13 protein-coding genes and 1 pseudogene are annotated in these 15170 nt (G+C 67.7%); 7 read left to right on the forward strand and 7 right to left on the reverse strand.

Translation table 11 applies throughout. The features are described 5' to 3' along the window. The first annotated feature begins 31 nt into the window (after nucleotides 1-31). Nucleotides 32-499, forward strand: a complete 468-nt coding sequence (locus tag ACNFIA_RS05655) for a tripartite tricarboxylate transporter TctB family protein (protein WP_416783346.1) — start codon at nucleotides 32-34, stop codon at nucleotides 497-499. A gap of 10 nt (nucleotides 500-509) precedes the next feature. Continuing rightward, a complete protein-coding gene (locus ACNFIA_RS05660; protein ID WP_416783347.1) occupies nucleotides 510-2030 on the forward strand; it encodes a tripartite tricarboxylate transporter permease in 1521 nt (506 codons plus the stop codon). 79 nt (nucleotides 2031-2109) lie between these two features. Here ACNFIA_RS05660 and ACNFIA_RS05665 read toward each other — a convergent pair whose 3' ends face one another. The 3 genes from ACNFIA_RS05665 to ACNFIA_RS05675 all read right to left on the reverse strand — a co-directional run bounded on the left by ACNFIA_RS05665 (nucleotide 2110) and on the right by ACNFIA_RS05675 (nucleotide 4123). After that, nucleotides 2110-2433 carry a hypothetical protein gene (locus ACNFIA_RS05665; protein WP_416783349.1) on the reverse strand — a complete coding sequence of 108 codons (324 nt, stop codon included), beginning with the start codon at nucleotides 2431-2433 and terminating at the stop codon, nucleotides 2110-2112. A gap of 53 nt (nucleotides 2434-2486) precedes the next feature. Further along, complete coding sequence (gene ung / locus ACNFIA_RS05670; RefSeq protein WP_259753307.1) at nucleotides 2487-3179, reverse strand: uracil-DNA glycosylase; 693 nt, start codon at nucleotides 3177-3179, stop codon at nucleotides 2487-2489. 65 nt (nucleotides 3180-3244) lie between these two features. Next, on the reverse strand, nucleotides 3245-4123 hold the full coding sequence (locus ACNFIA_RS05675; RefSeq protein WP_259753306.1) for an AraC family transcriptional regulator: 879 nt from the start codon (nucleotides 4121-4123) through the stop codon (nucleotides 3245-3247). A gap of 181 nt (nucleotides 4124-4304) precedes the next feature. Here ACNFIA_RS05675 and ACNFIA_RS05680 point away from each other — a divergent pair, with 181 nt between their 5' ends. The 5 genes and pseudogenes from ACNFIA_RS05680 to ACNFIA_RS05700 all read left to right on the forward strand — a co-directional run bounded on the left by ACNFIA_RS05680 (nucleotide 4305) and on the right by ACNFIA_RS05700 (nucleotide 9525). After that, the gene (locus tag ACNFIA_RS05680; protein WP_416783351.1) at nucleotides 4305-5468 is read left to right on the forward strand and encodes an isobutyryl-CoA dehydrogenase; all 1164 of its coding nucleotides are present in this window, start codon (nucleotides 4305-4307) and stop codon (nucleotides 5466-5468) included. Between the two features lie 235 nt (nucleotides 5469-5703). Beyond that, nucleotides 5704-6522: an enoyl-CoA hydratase gene (locus ACNFIA_RS05685; protein WP_259753304.1), complete on the forward strand. Its 819-nt coding sequence runs from the start codon at nucleotides 5704-5706 to the stop codon at nucleotides 6520-6522. Between the two features lie 10 nt (nucleotides 6523-6532). Beyond that, nucleotides 6533-7636 carry an enoyl-CoA hydratase/isomerase family protein gene (locus ACNFIA_RS05690; RefSeq protein ID WP_416783353.1) on the forward strand — a complete coding sequence of 368 codons (1104 nt, stop codon included), beginning with the start codon at nucleotides 6533-6535 and terminating at the stop codon, nucleotides 7634-7636. Nucleotides 7637-7862: 226 nt separating this feature from the next. Next, a pseudogene (gene mmsB / locus ACNFIA_RS05695) lies at nucleotides 7863-8748 on the forward strand (3-hydroxyisobutyrate dehydrogenase). A 135-nt stretch (nucleotides 8749-8883) separates the two neighbouring features. After that, on the forward strand, nucleotides 8884-9525 hold the full coding sequence (locus ACNFIA_RS05700) for an NAD(P)-dependent oxidoreductase (protein WP_416783355.1): 642 nt from the start codon (nucleotides 8884-8886) through the stop codon (nucleotides 9523-9525). A gap of 48 nt (nucleotides 9526-9573) precedes the next feature. Here the strand turns inward: ACNFIA_RS05700 and ACNFIA_RS05705 are convergent, their stop codons facing one another. The 4 genes from ACNFIA_RS05705 to ACNFIA_RS05720 all read right to left on the reverse strand — a co-directional run bounded on the left by ACNFIA_RS05705 (nucleotide 9574) and on the right by ACNFIA_RS05720 (nucleotide 15138). Then, nucleotides 9574-10119 (reverse strand): hypothetical protein, encoded by a 546-nt coding sequence (locus tag ACNFIA_RS05705; RefSeq protein ID WP_017516633.1) that lies wholly within the window; start codon nucleotides 10117-10119, stop codon nucleotides 9574-9576. Nucleotides 10120-10238: 119 nt separating this feature from the next. Beyond that, nucleotides 10239-11609: an HlyD family type I secretion periplasmic adaptor subunit gene (locus ACNFIA_RS05710; RefSeq protein ID WP_416783357.1), complete on the reverse strand. Its 1371-nt coding sequence runs from the start codon at nucleotides 11607-11609 to the stop codon at nucleotides 10239-10241. Further along, entirely contained in the window at nucleotides 11599-13755 is a 2157-nt protein-coding gene (locus tag ACNFIA_RS05715) for a type I secretion system permease/ATPase (protein ID WP_416783359.1), read from the reverse strand. Before ACNFIA_RS05715 ends, ACNFIA_RS05710 begins: the two co-directional genes overlap by 11 nt. A gap of 21 nt (nucleotides 13756-13776) precedes the next feature. Continuing rightward, nucleotides 13777-15138, reverse strand: coding sequence for a TolC family outer membrane protein (locus ACNFIA_RS05720; RefSeq protein WP_416783361.1), 1362 nt, complete (start codon nucleotides 15136-15138; stop codon nucleotides 13777-13779). Nucleotides 15139-15170: the final 32 nt, after the last annotated feature.

A 15170-nucleotide genomic window follows, 5' to 3' on the forward strand; every position in this document is an offset into this window, starting at 1 on the left:
CTTCCGCGAAGGCGGCGCCAGGAGACTCCCCATGTCCCGTACCAGCCTCTTCCAGCGGCTGTTCGCCGGCGCCTGGCTGCTCGCCTGCGTCGCCTTCGCCCTGATCGCCTGGCAGCTCCAGGCGCCCTTTTCCTACGAACCGGTCGGCCCGCGCGCCTATCCGCTGCTGTGCCTGGGCCTGATGGCCGTGGGCCTGGCCTGGCTGATCGCGCGCCCCACGCCGATCAAGCGCGAGGACGACGAACCCGCCCTGGAAGGCGCGCTGCTCGGCAAGGTGGTGCTCTGCGTCGCGCTGCTGGCCGTTTACGCCGGGCTGTTCGAACCGCTGGGCTTCATCCCGGCGAGCGCCCTGGTCGGCACCTTCATCGCGTTGATCTACGGCGGCCGCCCGGTGGCCAGCGTGATCACCGCGACGCTGCTCGCCATCGGCCTCTACGTGCTGTTCGACCGCACCCTGGATGTCCCGCTGCCGCTGGGCATCCTCGACCCCCTGCTCTGAGGACTGAGTCATGGATACGTTGAGCTACCTCGGCCAGGGCTTCGGTGTTGCCCTGAGCCCGTACAACCTCATCACCGCGCTGATCGGCACCCTGATCGGCACCGTCGTCGGCCTGCTGCCGGGCCTGGGCCCCATCAACGGCGTGGCCCTGCTGATCCCGGTGGCCTTCGCCCTCGGCCTGCCGCCGGAATCCGCGCTGATCCTGCTGGCCGCCGTGTACCTGGGCTGCGAGTACGGCGGGCGGATTTCCTCGATCCTGCTGAACATCCCCGGCGAAGCCTCCACCGTGATGACCACCCTCGACGGCTACCCCATGGCCCGCAACGGCCTGGCCGGCGTGGCCCTGTCGCTGTCGGCGTGGAGCTCCTTCATCGGCGCCTTCATCGCCACCTGCGGCATGGTGCTGTTCGCCCCGCTGCTGGCGAAATGGGCGATCGCCTTCGGCCCGGCCGAGTACTTCGTGCTGATGGTCTTCGCCATCGTCGCCCTCGGCGGGCTGGCCGGCGACCGTCCGCTGAAGACGCTGCTGGCGGCGCTGCTCGGGCTGTTCCTGTCCAGCGTCGGGATCGACGCCAACAGCGGCGTGTACCGCTTCACCTTCGACAACATCCACGTCTCCGACGGCATCCAGTTCGTCGTGCTGGTGCTGGGCCTGTTCTCGGTGAGCGAAATCCTCCTGCTGCTGGAGAAGACCCACCACGGCCACAAGATGGTCGAAGCCAGCGGGCGGATGCTGTTCAACCTGAAGGAAGCGGCCTCGGTGGCCGTGGTCAACGTTCGTTGCGGCCTGCTCGGCTTCATCATGGGCGTGCTGCCCGGCGCCGGGGCGACCCTGGCCAGCGCCGTGGCCTACATGACCGAGAAGAAAATGGCCGGCGAAACCGGCAAGTTCGGCAAGGGCGACCTGCGTGGCCTGGCCGCCCCGGAAACCGCCATCGGCGCCTCCGCCTGCGGCGCCCTGGTGCCGATGCTGACCCTCGGCGTGCCTGGCTCGGGCACCACCGCGGTGATGATCGGCGCGCTCAGCCTGTACAACATCACCCCCGGCCCGCTGCTGTTCCAGGAGCAGCCGAACATCGTCTGGGGCCTGATCGCCTCGCTGTTCATCGCCAACGTCATGCTGATCATCCTCAACGTGCCGATGGTGCGGGTGTTCACCCGCATCCTCTCGGTGCCGAACTGGGCGCTGGTGCCGGGCATCGCGATCATCACCGCCATCGGCGTGTACGCCGTGCACGCCACCACCTTCGACCTGTTCCTGATGGTCGCCATCGGCATCCTCGGCTACATCCTGCGCAAGCTGGACTTCCCGCTGTCACCGCTGCTGCTGGGCTTCATCCTCGGCGGGCTGATGGAGCAGAACCTGCGCCTCGCGCTGTCCATCTCCAACGGCGAGCTGGGCATCCTCTGGTCCAGCCCCATTGCCATCGGCACCTGGGCGCTGGTCGCGCTGATGCTCGGCCTGCCGCTGTATCGCGCCTGGCGCAAGCGCACCCGCCGCGCCCGCGAGGCGCTGGCTGACGCCGCGTAACGCAAAACCACGCTCGCCGCGTCGAGACGCGCGGCGACTTTCAAGGCCCGCCTTCGTGCGGGCCTCTTTTTTTTGGGGATCAGGACGTCGGGGAAACGCGCAGCGAAACCGTCCAGCGCTTGCCACTGACGGGTTTGGCGCAAACGACGTCGACCACCTTGCGCCTGAGCTCGCGCCCGTCCGGCGCGAACAGGCGAAGCTCACCCCAGCGGGTGTCCAGCGGCACCGAGCAGCGGGCGACGAGGGTCTTGAGATTGGGTTCGGCGACGGCCCAGTCGGTGTTGTCGCGGGCGTTCTCGGCGGCCACGAAGGCGCGGGCCGCCTGGTCGATCTCGTACAGGCCGTGAATCGACTCGCTGGAGCGATAGTCTTCGAGAGGGGAACCGGCGGCGAGGCCGTTCATGCCGAGCACAAGGCCCGGAAGGAGCAGCAGCCACGCGCGCCGGAGCATCGGTATCACACCGGCGGCAGCGACCAGTCGATGGGCGCCAGGCCGTGCTGTTCGAGGAACTTGTTGGTGCGGCTGAAGTGGCCGTTGCCGAGGAAGCCGCGGTAGGCCGAGAGCGGCGACGGGTGCGCGGACTTGAGCACCAGGTGCTTCTGCGCGTCGATCAGCTTCTGCTTGCTCTGCGCGTGGGAGCCCCAGAGCAGGAACACCAGGTTCTCGCAGCGCTGGCTGACCACTTCGATCACCTTGTCGGTGAACGGGCCCCAGCCCGCCTGGGCGTGCGAGCCGGCGCGTGCCTGCTCGACGGTGAGCGAGGTGTTGAGCAGCAGCACGCCCTGCTCGGCCCAGTGCTGCAGGTAGCCGTGATTGGGGATGGGCAGGTTGAGGTCGCGGTGCAGCTCTTTGTAGATGTTCTGCAGCGACGGCGGCGTCGGCACGCCCGGCTGCACCGAGAAGCACAGGCCGTGGGCCTGGCCGGGGCCGTGGTACGGGTCCTGGCCGATGATCACCACCTTCACCTTGTCCAGCGGCGTGGTGTTCAGCGCGTTGAAGATCAGCGGACCGGGCGGGAAGATCACCTTGCCGGCGGCCTTCTCCGCGCGCAGGAATTCACCCAGCTGCTTCATGTAGGGTTTTTCGAATTCCTCGTGGAGGGCTTCTTTCCAGCTGGGTTCCAGCTTGATCCGGTCGTCGTGGGTCATGGTGCGTCTGCCTGGTGAAACGAACCGGCACGCTAAGCAAGCGCCCCGGCCAAGTCAAGGCGGCCTCAGCCGGTGTGCAGCGCCCGGTAGTGACTGGGCGCCATGCCCACCACGCTCTTGAACAGCCGCGAGAAGTAGTACGGATCGGCATAGCCCAGCTGTTCGGCGACCTGGCGCACCTCCAGGTTGCCTTGGTCGAGCAAGCGGCAGGCGTGGGTCATCTTCAGGCGGATGAAATCCTGGATCGGCGCCTGGCCGGTCAGCGCCCGGTAGGTCTTGGCGAAGTGAAAGCGCGACAGGCGGAACTGCGCGGCCAGCTCGTCGAGGTTCAGCGCGTCGTGCAGGTGCTCGCGCATCATCGCCTGCACCGCTTCCACGTCCAGCACCCGCCCGGACTTCAGCCGCGCCCGCGCCGGGCGCAGCGCCAACGAGGTCAGCAGGCTCTGCAACAGATGCGCCGCATGGATGAAGTGCGGCAGGCTCAGGCCCTGCCGGCGCAGCGCCAGCAGCGCATCGAACTCGCCGAGCAGGCGCGGTTGCACGCCCACCCGCAGGCGCGGCGACTTGCCGAGGGGCCGCAGGAAGTCTTCGGCCAGCCGGCCGTCCAGGTGCACCCAGAAGATCGACCAGGGCCGCTGCGCATCGGCTCCGTAAGCGTGGGGGCGGCCCTTGGGCAGCACCAGCAGATCACCGCCGGCGACCTCGAATCGTCCATCCGCCGTTTCCAGCCAGCCGTGCCCGGCGCTGCAGTAGATCAGCAGGTGATCGTCCGGGTCTTCCCGCTCCATGCGGTGCCCCACCGCCGCCGGGTAGTAGCCCAGGGCCAATGGATAGCAGGCCTGGCCAAGCGGATGGCGGTCCAGGGCGCGGCGCAGGCGTGGCGGCGTGATGAAGCGCACGCCCTGCTGCGGCAGTGGCCAGGTGGAGATCAGGGGACGGGACATGCTCCGGGTTCCGACGATGGCAATGCCAAGATCGTCCATCCTCAGCCCAAGATCGTCAATCCACAGCGGCCGGCGCAACGGCTATAACCGAAGGACTCTTTACCCAAGAGCCTCTTCGCCCAGGAGCGCGCGCGCCACAAGCGCGAAGCGGTAGCCAACAAGAACAAACAGAGGTAGCTGCATGCATTTCGATCTGTCCGAAGAACAACGCCTGCTGGTGGACAGCGCCCGCGCCTTCGCCAGCCGCGAACTGGCGCCCCACGCCGCCGACTGGGACCGCCAGCACCACTTCCCGGTGGACGTCATCCGCCGCGCCGCCGAGCAGGGTTACCTGGGCCTGTACATCGCCGAGGAAGACGGCGGCCTGGGCCTGTCGCGCCTGTCCGCCTCGCTGATCTTCGAGCAACTGGCCGCCGGCTGCGTCGCCACCACCGCCTACATGACCATCCACAACATGGCCAGCTGGATGCTCGCCAGCTTCGGCGACGCCGCGCTCAAGGAGCAATGGCTGCCGGGGCTGATCGGCGGCGAGCTGCTGGCCTCCTACTGCCTCACCGAGCCGGACGCCGGCTCCGACGCCGCCCGCCTGCGCACCCGCGCCAGGCGCGACGGCGACGACTATGTGCTGGACGGCGCCAAGACCTTCATCTCCGGCGCCGGCAGCACCGACGTGCTGATCGTCATGGCGCGCACCGGCGAGGAAGGCGCAAAGGGCATCTCCTGCTTCCTGGTGCCGGCCAACGCCGAGGGCATCCGCTATGGCCGCAACGAGGACAAGATGGGCTGGAAGGCGCAGCCGACCCGCACCATCACCTTCGAGGGCGTGCGCGTTCCCGCGGGCAACCGCATCGGCCCGGAAGGCCAGGGGTTCGTCTACGCCATGAAGGGCCTGGACGGCGGCCGACTGAACATTGCCAGTTGCTCCCTCGGCGCGGCCCAGGCGGCGTTGGAGCAGTCGCTGCGCTACGTGGAGGAGCGCAAGCAGTTCGGCAAGGCGCTGGCCGAGTTCCAGGCGCTGCAGTTCAAGCTCGCCGACATGCTCACCGACCTCACCGCCAGCCGGCAGATGGTGCGCCTGGCCGCGCACAAGCTGGACCACAAGGACGGCGAGGCGACCCTGTACTGCGCCATGGCCAAGCGCTTCGCCACCGACCGCTGCTTCGCCCTGTGCAACGAGGCGCTGCAACTGCACGGCGGCTACGGCTACCTCAACGACTACCCGCTGGAGCGCTGGGTGCGCGACAGCCGCGTGCACCAGATTCTGGAGGGCACCAACGAGATCATGCGGGTCATCGTCGCCCGCCGCCTGCTGGAGCAGGGTGGGATGCTGGACCGGTTGTTGTAAGGAGTCACCTGTAGGACCGAGAGGGGCGCCTAGCCCTTGCTCGCGAACCTGCCCCGCTGCGGAGTCGGTTCGCGAGCAAGCTCGCTCCTACGAAAAGCCGAGAGCCGCTTCACTGGAAAAACCGCCCGCACGCCGGGCGCCAACTGAACAGATCGGACATGGACGCGCCCCGCCGCGCGGCCCTAGAGTCCTTGCCCATACGCCCGCCCGCCGGCGGCACCGACAGGAGATGCCCATGAGCAATGCCATCGAGCCTTACAAGCCCGGAGTCTTCGACCTGACCCACAAGCTGACCGTGGAAAAACACGGCCACACCGCGCTGATCACCATCAACCACCCGCCGGCCAACACCTGGGACCGCGACTCGCTGATCGGCCTGCGCCAGGTGGTCGAGCACCTGAACCGCGACGACGACATCTACGCCCTGGTGGTGACTGGCCAGGGCCCGAAATTCTTCTCCGCCGGCGCCGACCTGAACATGTTCGCCGACGGCGACAAGGCCCGCGCCCGCGAGATGGCGCGCCGCTTCGGCGAGGCCTTCGAAACGCTGCGCGACTTCCGCGGCGTCTCCATCGCCGCGATCAACGGCTACGCCATGGGCGGCGGGCTGGAATGCGCCCTGGCCTGCGATATCCGCATCGCCGAGCGCCAGGCGCAGATGGCCCTGCCCGAAGCCGCCGTGGGCCTGCTGCCGTGCGCCGGCGGCACCCAGGCGCTGCCGTGGCTGGTGGGCGAAGGCTGGGCCAAACGCATGATCCTCTGCGGCGAGCGGGTCGATGCCGAGACCGCGCTGCGCATCGGCCTCGTCGAGCAGGTCGTGGATACCGGCGAAGCCCGGGGCACCGCCCTGCTGCTGGCGGCCAAGGTCGCACGGCAGAGCCCGGTGGCGGTGCGCACCATCAAGCCGCTGATCCAGGGCGCCCGCGAACGCGGCCCGAGCACCTGGCTGCCGGAAGAACGCGAGCGCTTCGTCGACCTGTTCGATGCCGACGACACCCGCGAAGGCGTCAACGCCTTCCTGGAAAAACGCGATCCGCACTGGCGCAACCAATAAGGGCCTGACGATGAATGTGATGTTCGAGGAACGCCCCGGCCTGCACGGCTTCCGCATCGGCGTGGTGACGCTGGACGCGGAGAAGAGCCTGAACGCCCTGAGCCTGCCGATGATCGAGGCGATGAACCACCAGCTGCGCGTCTGGCAGGACGATGCGCAGATCGCCTGCGTGGTGCTGCGCGGCAACGGCGGCAAGGCCTTCTGCGCCGGCGGCGACGTGCGCAAGCTGGTGGATGCCTGCCGCGAGAAGCCCGGCGAGGTGCCCGAGCTGGCACGGCGCTTCTTCGCCGATGAATACCGCCTGGACTACCTCATCCACACCTATTCCAAGCCGCTGATCTGCTGGGCCCACGGCTACGTGATGGGCGGCGGCATGGGCCTGATGCAGGGCGCGGGCGTGCGCATCGTCACCCCCAGCAGCCGCCTGGCCATGCCAGAGGTGAACATCGGCCTGTACCCGGATGTCGGCGCGAGCTGGTTCCTCGCCCGCCTGCCGGGGCGCCTCGGCCTGTTCCTGGGCCTCACCGCGACGCAGATGAATGCCCGCGACGCGCTGGACCTGGACCTCGCCGACCGCTTCCTGCTCGACACCCAGCAGGAAGACCTGATCGACGGCCTGGTGCAGCTGAACTGGCGCGAACAGGCCGACGTGCAGCTGCACAGCCTGCTCCAGGCACTGGAACACGAGGCCCGCGGCGAGATGCCCGAGGCCCAGCTGCTGCCGCGCCGCGCGCGCCTGGACGCGGTGCTGGACTGCGCCAACATCGCCGAGGCCTGGAACGCGCTGACCGCCCTGGCCAACGACGAGGACGCGCTGATCGCCCGGGGCGCGAAGACGCTGGCCGCCGGCTGCCCGCTGACCGCTCATCTGGTCTGGGAACAGATCCGCCGCGCGCGCCATCTGTCGACTGCCGAGGTGTTCCGCATGGAGTACGCGATGAGCCTGAACTGCTGCCGCCACCCGGAATTCCCCGAGGGCGTGCGGGCGCGGCTGATCGACAAGGACAACACCCCGCACTGGCACTGGCCGGATATCGCTGCCATACCTGATGCAGTGGTGAATGCGCACTTCGACGCGACCTGGGAGGGCGAGCATCCGCTGGCGGACCTGTAGGTCCCTCCTCTGCTCTCCCTGTAGGAGCGGGCCATGCCCGCGATCGCGCCCAAGGGGCGCTCCTACAGCAGCGTAGGGCGCATAACCTGGAACAGGTTATCCGCCGCCCACCTGGGCGGCGGATAACGCTTGCGCGTTATGCGCCCTACGAGAGCTGCCGCCCTGAGCCGGCATGGCTTCTCTCCTGGCGCTGGAACGATCTGCGGTCCAACAGGAGGAAACCAGCATGCAAACCATCGCCTTCATCGGCCTCGGCCACATGGGCGCGCCCATGGCCGCCAACCTGATCAAGGCCGGCTACCTGCTGCGCGTGTTCGACCTGGTGCAGAGCGCCATCGACGGCCTGGTCGCCCAGGGCGCCAGCGCCGCGCGCAGCGCCCACGACGCGGTGGACGGCGCCGACGTGGTGATCACCATGTTGCCGGCCAGCCAGCACGTCGAAGGGCTCTACCTCGGCAACGAGGGCCTGCTGGCGCACATCCGCCCCCGGCACCCTGGTGCTGGAATGCTCCACCATCGCCCCCGCCTCCGCGCGCAAAGTCCACCAGGCCGCCGCCGAACTCAAGATTCCAATGCTCGACGCACCCGTCTCCGGCGGCACCGGCGGCGCCATCGCCGGCACCCTGACCTTCATGGTCGGCGGCGACGCCCCGGTGCTCGAACGCGCCCGCCCGGTGTTCTCCGCCATGGGCCGGAACATCTTCCACGCCGGCGGCGACGGTGCCGGGCAAGTGGCCAAGGTGTGCAACAACCAGCTGCTCGCCGTGCTGATGATCGGCACCGCCGAATCCCTCGCCCTGGGCGCCACCAATGGCCTGGACCCGGTGGTGCTGTCGGAGATCATGCGGCGCAGCTCCGGCGGCAACTGGGCGCTGGAGGTCTACAACCCGTGGCCCGGCGTGATGGAGAACGCCCCGGCCTCGCGTGGCTACACCGGCGGCTTCATGGCCGCGCTGATGACCAAGGACCTGGGCCTGGCGCAGGAGACCGCGCAGGTCAGCGGCAACAGCACGCCCATGGGCAGCCTGGCCCTGGCGCTGTACCGCCTGCTGGTCAGGCAGGGGCATGGCGAGCAGGACTTCTCCGTGGTGCAGAAGCTCTTCGATCACTGAGCCGATTGTGAAGCCAGGCTTACGAGTGCATGGCGCGGGCGTGGCTTTATCCCCCGTCGCGCTCGGCCGAAGATGCATCACCTGCCGCCCTCACCGACCTGAGCGCGGCTCCTCCTCCCACGAAAAGGTGATTGCATGAACATTGCCCTGATCGGCGCCACCGGCCACGTCGGCCATTACTTCCTCGAAGAAGCCCTGCGCCGCGGCCACCAGGTGACCGCGCTGGTGCGCGACCCGGCGAAACTGCCGGCGCGCGATGGCCTCAACGTCGTCCAGGCCGACGTCTACGACCCGGCCCAGGTCGCCCGTGCCGTCGCCGGCCAGGACGCCGTGATCAGCGCGTTCAACGCCGGCTGGGGCAACCCGGACATCCGTGGCGCCCACGCCAGGGGCAGCCGCGCCATCCTCGACGGCGTGAAGGCCGCCGGGGTGAAGCGCCTGCTGGTGCTCGGCGGCGCCGGCAGCCTGGAAATCGCCCCCGGCCAGCGCCTGGTGGACAGCCCGGAATTCCCCGAGCAGTGGAAACAGGGCGCGCTGGGGGCGGCCGATGCGCTGGACCAGCTGCGCGCGGAGAAGGACCTGGACTGGGCCTTCCTCAGCCCGGCCATGCTGCTCGACGGCGAAACCCGCACCGGCAGCTTCCGCGTCGGCGGTGACCAGGTGCTGTTCGACGGCAACGGCGAGAGCCGCATCTCCCTGCCGGACCTGGCGGTGGCGATGATCGACGAGGCCGAGCAGGCCAACCATCACCAGCAGCGGTTTACCGTGGCGTATTGAAAAACAAAAAGCCCCGCTCGAATGCGGGGCTTCCAGGCGCCATGGGGATTATGGCTTGACGGCGAAATCGCGTCCCCAAAGGCGGATCGACTGCACAGCAGCAGTCGGACCATCGAACACGAACTTCTGCCGCACTCCGGTGTTCGCCGGGATGGTCACGTCATCCGGATTAATCGCACCGGGTAAAGGCGCGCTGGAGTAACCCTCCTGATCGATGGCCAACAACGCGCCGGTCTGACGCAGGTTGATCAGGCGCAGCGGCTTCCCGGTGGCGTTCTTGAACCCGAGCGTGGCAACCAGGTTGCCATCCTCGCCTGGTTCGACCTTGAGCAACTGAACGCTGACCTGACCGTCCATTTGCGCCAGGCTGGAGACGACGATGGAACCATCGCTACCCTGGGCGGACTCTCGACCTTCGGTGACGCCGTCGGAAACTCCCCCCAGCAGATTCTTGCCAGCGGAAATGGCCGAGGACACGGCCGCCTTGGCGGAATCCTTTAGGGCACTGGAACCGGTTGCAGCCTCCTCGGCGAAAACCGTGGGCGCTCCCAGCGCAACGAGTAAAGACAAGGCCAGCGGCAAATTCCCTTTCATGATCAAGCTCCTGATGAACCAAAACGCAAAGAGCTCAAGATTGCCGGCGCTTCCCGAGAAAAGCGAGTCGATTCCTGCAGAAACTCCGACTCGCTTGCGTTTTCGCCATGCCGCCCGGATCACCGCTCGCGCAGCGCCTCCGCCTTGGCCCGCAGGATGGGCTTGAGCAGGTAGCTGAGGATGCTTTTCTTGCCGGTCATGATGTCCACCGTGGCGATCATCCCGGGGATGATCAGCAGCGGTTTGTCGTCGGTGCCCAGGTGGCTTTTGCGGGTGCGCAGCTTGATCAGGTAGAAGCTGTTGCCGTCGTCGTCGGTGACGGTGTCGGCGCCGATCTGCTCCAGGTCCGCCTGCAGGCCGCCGTAGATGGTGTAGTCGTAGGCGGTGAACTTGACCATGGCATGCTGGCCGGGGCGCAGGAAGGCGATGTCCTGCGGGCGGATGCGTGCTTCCACCAGCAGGGTGTCGTCCAGCGGGACGATCTCGATCAGGTCGCTGCCCGGCTGGATCACGCCGCCAATGGTGTTCACCAGCAGCTGCTTGACGATGCCGCGCACCGGCGAGGTGACCAGGGTGCGGCTGACGCGGTCTTCCAGCGCCTTGCCGGTGGCCGTGGCCTTGCTCAGTTCGGTGCGCGCCTCGTTGAGTTCCTTCAGCGCGTCGCTGCGGAAGCGCGACTGGGTCTCGGCAACCTTGCGCTCGACTTCCTTCACCGCCGCCTCGGCCCGCGGGATGGCCAGCGTGGTGGCATCGAGCTGGCCGCGGTTCTCCACTTCCGAGCGCTTGAGGCGCAGCAGTTCCACCTGCGACATGGCGCCCTGCGCCACCAGTGGCGCGGACATGGAGATCTCCTCGCGCAGCAGGTTCAGGCTGTTGCGGTATTGCGCCTGCTTGGAAACGAACTCCCGCAGTTCCTGCTGCTTCTGCACCAGCTGCTGCTGCAGGCCGTCGGTTTCATCCTTGAGCTGCTGCTGGCGGCTGTGGAACAGCGCCTCTTCGCTGCTGGCCTGGCCCGGCGCCTTGGCGCGCACGTCCTCGGGGATGTTCAGCGGGCGGTCTTCCACCTCGGCGGAGAGGCGCTCCACACGCAGGAACATCGCCAGCCGGTCGGCCTCGGTCTCGCCGACGTTGGACTGGAAGCGCGTCGGGTCCAGGCGCATCAGTTGCTCGCCGGCCTGCACCACCTGCCCCTCGTGGACGAAGATCTGCGAGACGATGCCGCCTTCCAGGTTCTGGATCTTCTGCACCTTGGACGAGGGAATCGCCTTGCCCTCGCCCCGGGTGACCTCGTCGATCTGGGCGAAATGCGCCCACAACAGCAGGAAGGCGACGAAGCCGATGAGGATCCAGATGGTCAGTCGCACCACCCGCGGCGCGTCCTCGATCAGCGCCTTGCTGACTTCCGGAAGCGGCTGGCCGGAGAGGCTGTCGCCGCCCTTGAAATAGCCACGGACGGAGTGGCGGATACCGCCCTGGGGATTAAGCGACACTGATCTGCCCCTTCTTCAGTGCATCCATGACCACGTCCTTCGGACCGTCGGCAATGATGCGTCCCTTGTCGATGATCACCAGACGGTCCACCAGGCTGAGCATGGAGGCGCGGTGGGTGACCAGCAGCAGTGTCTTCTCGCCCATGATCGCCTGCAGGCGCTGTTTCAGGCGCTCTTCGCCGGCGTTGTCCATGGCGCTGGTGGGTTCGTCCAGCAACAGGATCGGCGGGTCGAGCAGCAGTGCGCGGGCCAGGGCGACGTTCTGCCGCTGGCCGCCGGAGAGGTTGTGGCCGCGCTCGCCGACCTGCAGTTCGTAGCCCTGCGGGTGCAGGCGGACGAACTCGTTGACGCCGGTCAGCTCGGCGACTTCCAGCACGCGCTCGTCGTCGATGTAGCGCGCGCCGCTGACCAGGTTGTCGCGCAGGGTGCCGCTGAACAGGCTGATGTCCTGAGGCACGTAGCCGATGTTGTGGCGCAGCTCGCTGATGTCCAGCTGGCGCACGTCGGCGCCGTCCACCAGGAGGTTGCCGTTCTCCGGCTGGTGCAGGCCGACGATCAGCTTGGCCAGGGAGCTCTTGCCCGAGCCGCTGCGGCCGATGATGCCGACCTTCTCGCCGGCGCGGATCTGCAGGTTGATGCCGTGCAATGCCGCCACCTGCTGGTTCGGGTAGGCGAAGTCGAGGCCGCGCATCTCGATGCCTCCGCGCAGTTGCGAGCGGGTCAGCGGACGCTCGTCGGCGTTGCGCTCCTGCGGCAGCTCCATCATCTGGTTGGTGGTGGCCATGGACAGGCGCGCCTGCTGGTAGCGCTGGATCAGCCCGGAGAGCTGGGTCAGCGGGCCGAGGGCGCGGCCATTGAGCATGTAGCAGGCGATCAGGCCGCCCATGGACAGGTCGCCGGCGATGATCAGGTAGACGCCGCCGATGATCATGATGACCCCGGCCAGCGCCTGGATCAGCACGGTGATGTTCATCGCCAGGGTGGACAGCAGCTTGACCCGCAACTCCAGGCGGCTGAGGGTGCCGATGGTCTGCTCCCAGAGGTACTGGCGCTCGCTCTCGGCGTTGTTGACCTTCACCGCGTCAAGGCTGGCGAGCGTCTCGATCAGGCTGGACTGGCGCTCAGCGGCCAGCGCCATGGTGCGGTTCATGGTCTCCACCAGCGGCTTCTGCAGCAGCCAGCCCAGGCCCGCGGCCAGCGGGAAGGCCACCAGCGGGACGAACACCAGCGGCCCGCCGATGATGCCGATCACCAGCAGGATCAGCAGGGTGAACGGCAGGTCGATCAGGGTGGTGAGCGTGAGCGAGTTGAGGAAGTCGCGCAGCGTCTGGAATTCGTGGATGTTCTGGGCGAACGAACCGACCCGCGCCGGGCGGTACTTCATGCTCATGCCGACGATGCGCTCGAACAGCGTCGCCGAGATGATCAGGTCGGTCTTCTTGCCGGCCAGGTCCAGGCACAGGCCGCGCATGGTCTTGAGCAGCAGGTCGAACAGGTAGGCGCCGCTGATGCCGATGGCCAGCACCCAGAGGGTGGCGGCGGCCTGGTTGGGCACCACGCGGTCGTAGACGTTCATGACGAACAACGGCGCGGCCAGGGCGATCAGGTTGATCAGCAGGCTGGCGGCCACGGCGTCGACATACAGCCAGCGCGAGCGCTTGAGGGTGTCGCGGAACCAGCTCTTGGCGCGCGGGATCAGCTCGCCATGCTGCAGGTCGAACTTGTGCTGCGGCTGGGCGAAGAAGGCCTGGCCGGCGTAGTCCTCGCTCAGCAGTTCGCGGCTGACGCGCACTTCGCCGCCGTCGCTTTCCGACAGCAAGAGGCGCGCATCGCCGTTGCTCTCCCAGCCCAGCAGCACCGCGCAGCGCCCTTCGCGCAGCAACAGCATGGCGGGCATGGCCAGGGCGGGAATCTGCTCCAGCTTGCGCTGCAACAGGCGCCCCTGCAGGCCGGCGCGAGCCGCTGCACGGGGCAGCAGCTCGGCGGACAGGCGCTGCCCGGGCAGCGGCAGGCCGCTGGTGAGCATGGCGCGGCTGGCCGGTTTCTGGTGCAGCTGACAGAGCGTCAGCAGGCTGTCCAGCAACGGGTCGTCGAGCAGACCGCGCGGATCGTGGCTTAAGGGTACGGCGCTGACTTCTTGATCCACGCGGATGCTCTCTCGGGCTGGTTAGTTGAGGCCGGGCAGCTGGACTTTCGGCTTGACGTCTTCGGAAGCCACGGCGGCCATCGGCGCCACCACGCCCTGGCTCTTGAGCAGCTCGCCCAGGGTGGCCTTGATGCGGTACTGGGTGAACAGCTCGGTGTACTTCAGGTCGACCAGGCGGCGCGAGGCGTTGAACAGCTCGTTCTCGCTGTCCAGCAGGTCGAGCAGGGTGCGCTCGCCGATGGTGAACTGCTTCTGGTACGCCTCACGCACGCGGGTGCTGTAGTCCACGTACTGACGGGCGATCGGCAGCTGGTCGCGGGCGTTGTTCAGGGCATTCCAGGACAATCCGAGTTCCTCGTTCAACTGGCGCAGGGCGTTGTTGCGGATGTCCAGGGCCTGGTTCGCCTCGTAGGACTTGGCCTCCAGCTGGGCCTTGTTGCTGCCGCCGGCGAACAGGTTGTAGCGCATGCGCAGCATCGCCTGCCATTCGTTGTTGTGGCCTTCCTCGCCATCGAGGTTGTTATCGGCACCCTTGGAAAGTTCTGCATCGAATCTCGGATAGAAGGTCGACTTCGCCGCTTCGTACTGCTGCTCCGCCGCGGCCACGTCCGACTCCGCCGAGCGCAGGATCGGGCTGTTCTCCACCAGCTGGCGGCGGGCCGCCTGCAGGTCGTCGGGCAACTGGCCGACGAGGCCGGTCGGCTCGCTCAGGTCGACCGGGTCGCTGCCCACCACGCTGTAGTAGTTGGTGCGGGCGTCGGCCAGGTTGGTCTTCTCGGTCATCAGGTTGTTCTGCGCCTGGGCCAGGCGTGCTTCGGCCTGGTCCTGGTCGGCGAGACGACCGACGCCGCGGGAGCTGCGCAGGCTGATCTGGTCGTAGACGCGCTGGTGGCGTTTGAGGTTTTCCTCGGCCAGGCGAACCATTTCCTCGCGGCGCAGCACGTCGGTGTAGACCTGTGCGACGTCCAGCGCGGTGCGCTCGGAGGTGCCCAGCAGCGCGTAGGCGCGGGAGTTGACGGTGGCCTGCTGGCGACCCACTTCGCTGGAGGTGGCGAAGCCGTCGAAGACCATCTGGCGCAGGGCGAGGTTGGATTCGCCACGGTTCAGGGTCTTCCAGTGGTCGCCTTCGCCACGGGTGGTGGTGTTGTCGGAGCCTTCACGGCCATAACCGGCGGTCAGGTCGACGGACGGCAGATAGCCACCCTTCGCCGCACGCAGTTGCTTGTCTGCCGCCAGACGGGAGTTCACCCCGGCCTGGATTTCCGGGTGGTACTCCAGCGCCTTCTGCATGGCCTGGTTGAGGGTATCGGCCTGCACCGGCAGGGCGGCGGGGATGACGAAAGCCAGGGCGAAGGGTACGGCGTGGGCGAATCGCATGCGCATGAGGAAAAACATCCTTATCAGTGAGATAGCCG

Source organism: Pseudomonas sp. NY15437 (genome assembly GCF_048068435.1).
Taxonomy (GTDB): domain Bacteria; phylum Pseudomonadota; class Gammaproteobacteria; order Pseudomonadales; family Pseudomonadaceae; genus Pseudomonas; species Pseudomonas nitroreducens_B.